The organism is Wolbachia endosymbiont of Cylisticus convexus (genome assembly GCF_003344345.1).
Genome location: NZ_QPIP01000137.1, coordinates 1 through 2,921 on the forward strand (window position 1 = coordinate 1; position 2,921 = coordinate 2,921).

The following is a 2,921-nucleotide window of genomic DNA, read 5'->3' on the forward strand; positions in this document are numbered from 1 at the left end:
ACTGGATACATATTTCAGAGAATTTCTTATTTGGTGTACTATACATAGCTGCACTTCTGCACTGGGAAATACACTGTTGATGGCTGCAGGAAAGCTTTTTAGCCCATCTACACATGCAATCAGAATATCTTCTACTCCTCTTTCTTTGAGGTTATTTAGCACTTCCAACCAAAAGTTAGCTCCTTCACTTTCAGCCAAATAAAAGCCCAGGACTTCTTTTCTGCCATTTTGGTCTATGCCCAATATATTGTACATACATTTACTTACGCAATGTCCATCCTCCTTGACCTTAAAGAACATCCCATCCATAAATACTATCGGGTATACTGATTGCAGTGGACGACTACGCCATTCATTGATTATAGGCAGTAATTTGTCGGTAATACTTGATATCTCTGCTACCGATATTTTGTGATCATAAATTTCCTCAACGTGTGACGCTATATCTCTATAGCTCATACCACTGGCAAATGTGCTCAAAATCTTCGTTTCAAGCTCTGGATGTAAGCTTGTTTGCCTTTTTTTGACTATTTGCGGCTCAAAACTTCCTTCTCTATCTCTTGGCGTTAACAGCTCAAATGAACCTGCACTTGTACGTAAAGTCTTTCCATTCCTCCCATTTCTGCGATTATTTTCTTCACTTTCAGCTAATAAATGGTTTTCTATTTCACCTTCTAGACTCGCCTCCAGCAGCTTTTTTATAAATGGTGTTAATGCTCCCTCCTTTCCTGTCAACGGTCTTCCTTCTCGTATAGACGACAGGATATTTGTTTCCAACTCTTTATAATCTACCAATCCGTTAGTTCTGTTTACTACTTTTTGACTCATTGTCAAACCTCCATTTTTAAATTGATATAAGTTCAAAAAAGTGTGTCAAACCGAAAAAAAGTAATATTCCCTTTATTCTATCTGCTTTCAGTTTTATTTCGCTCTTCGTCATCTCTATGCTCGATTCCCCAGCTTTCAGTGTTATTTTGTCTACTACTTCAATCTCTAAATGATGCTTCTCTTTATCATATAACAATCTTGTTCCATCCTGAAACTTCACACTATTTATTTCTTTTTTATTCTCTGGTGCAGAGTATTTTTCCTGATATATTCCTCCTAATACCACTCCTAATGATAGTTCACCAAGAGGAGAAAATACCATTACTTGTTCATCGATATCTGGAGGAGACCAATCTCTATCTTTTCCTGCTTTGCTCGTTACCCATGGCAGATAATCTGTTAAAAATTCTCCTATCTTCACTCTTACTTTTGCTTTTTCATAATCTATTTCTTTAACTAGACCTATACGAATAATGTTTGCTAGCTTCCTATTCAGCTCTGAAATCGCAAAACTATGATCCAACATTTATATTTCCTACGTTTATGGTATGTGGCTTAATTTTTCCCTCTAACCAGACTGATTCTCCCACATGCAGATAGTGGACCCATTCAATCAACCACACTAAATACGCATCTAACTCTGGCCTAAAATCATCTCCTCCTCCTGATATAAATTCTCCTGGTGAAACATTTTTCACGTTCCAAGTATTTTTATTTACTACTCTTGCAACCTCAGTAGCTAATGTTCTGATAATAATAGGTGCATTTTCTACCGTGCTATCAATTACTATTCGTGCTTCAAATCTTGCTTTCAGCGCTAATTCCTCTGTTCCTGGATCTTTTCCCGATTCTAAACTCACAAGCTCTACAAATAACGCTGGCGCTACTAATTCTTTCCTTATTGCTGGATAAATTTCACATGTCTGTATAGACGATATTTCTTCCTTCAGTGTGCTGCAAATTGCTTGATGTAAATCTTTCCAGAACTTTGTCATGCATATAATTTAACTCATGTAATGTATAAAATATTTTTCAAATACCTTTTCAACTTCATAATTAACAAGATTCCCTATTATCCTTGAAGCCTCAGGTTCTAGTGGCAACTTAACTTCCTTTATTGGCAATGCTGCCCTTCCTTCACGTTTAAACATACCGCTATTTCCTTTTGGCATAACTGCTGCAAATCCTCCTATAAACTCATGCTTTCCTACTTTCGATCCTCTTCTTGTTTTTTGTATTTTGCCAATTGTCGATGCTCTAATGTCGTAGAGATTTGCTCTAATTAACACTTCTAATCTGCTTGTTTTTGCTTTAAAAATTCTTAATCTCTTTCTTATCAAACTTAATTTTATCTTCTTTTCCTCACTGATTTCCTTAGCTGCTTGCGCTTTTAACCATAGTGCTGTTCTATTTAGTGCTTTTATAGCTGCCAGTTTTACTTTCTGCTCTTTTTCGTCAATATTGTAGACTATTTCATTAATATTGTTACTAATTTTAATATCAAACACTTTCTATTGCCTCAATTTTCCATATTTCACTCGAAGAATCTTTTAACGGTGGTTCAAAAATCTTGTAGAACCTTTTTTCAATCTTGATATAATCACCTATGCTAAAGGAAGTAACGTCCTGATCACGTATTTCTACAGAAGCAATTTGCTGAGTTAATGCTCCATCTGCACCTAGAGAGTACGTAGTCTCAGGACGTTTTATTAGCACTTTTATTCTACGAATACCCTCCTTATTTCGATTACAATATATGGCTTCCACTCCTAGATGCTTAAAACAATCCTCCAATAATCGCTTAATATTCTCTTGCATATTTCTTTTTGATATACTAACCTTTACATGCTAAGAAGCGCATACCGGTAGAGTCGTTCTGTGCCTCACCAACTTGTAATTACTCTACCAGTATGTTATGCTATAGCGACTTTTACTAATACGCCAGGCCTATGGCACATTGGCAGAGGATTTGACTGCGTATGTAAATCAGTTCCTCTATCAAATCTTCTTGGCTCTTGTTTTGCATAGAGTGGCTGTCCAAGAGTATTTACTGTTTCATTAAAGTCTGCTGGTGCAAAATATGTTGTAAATGT

General features: G+C 36.1%; 6 protein-coding genes. All 6 read right to left on the reverse strand.

The features are described 5' to 3' along the window. Positions 1 to 828 (reverse strand): IS256 family transposase (locus tag Wcon_RS09150; protein ID WP_114516781.1); only part of this gene is annotated, 828 nt, incomplete at its 3' end. A 16-nt stretch (positions 829 to 844) separates the two neighbouring features. Further along, entirely contained in the window at positions 845 to 1,354 is a 510-nt protein-coding gene (locus Wcon_RS09155) for a phage baseplate assembly protein V (protein ID WP_114517911.1), read from the reverse strand. After that, a complete protein-coding gene (locus Wcon_RS09160) occupies positions 1,341 to 1,823 on the reverse strand; it encodes a hypothetical protein (RefSeq protein WP_114517912.1) in 483 nt (160 codons plus the stop codon). Before Wcon_RS09160 ends, Wcon_RS09155 begins: the two co-directional genes overlap by 14 nt. A gap of 9 nt (positions 1,824 to 1,832) precedes the next feature. Next, positions 1,833 to 2,309 (reverse strand): phage tail protein, encoded by a 477-nt coding sequence (locus tag Wcon_RS09165; protein WP_410543473.1) that lies wholly within the window; start codon positions 2,307 to 2,309, stop codon positions 1,833 to 1,835. 19 nt (positions 2,310 to 2,328) lie between these two features. Next, a complete protein-coding gene (locus Wcon_RS09170; protein WP_114517895.1) occupies positions 2,329 to 2,646 on the reverse strand; it encodes a head-tail joining protein in 318 nt (105 codons plus the stop codon). 95 nt (positions 2,647 to 2,741) lie between these two features. Beyond that, positions 2,742 to 2,921, reverse strand: a 180-nt coding sequence (locus tag Wcon_RS09175) for a major capsid protein (protein ID WP_179947511.1), incomplete at its 5' end; no start/stop codon positions are given.

What these genes read in the sequence shown, in the direction of transcription:
- Wcon_RS09155 (WP_114517911.1), bottom strand. Translation starts at nt 1,354, where the DNA reads ATGTTGGATCATAGTTTTGCGATTTCAGAGCTGAATAGGAAGCTAGCA.
- Wcon_RS09160 (WP_114517912.1), bottom strand. Translation starts at nt 1,823, where the DNA reads ATGACAAAGTTCTGGAAAGATTTACATCAAGCAATTTGCAGCACACTG.
- Wcon_RS09170 (WP_114517895.1), bottom strand. Translation starts at nt 2,646, where the DNA reads ATGCAAGAGAATATTAAGCGATTATTGGAGGATTGTTTTAAGCATCTA.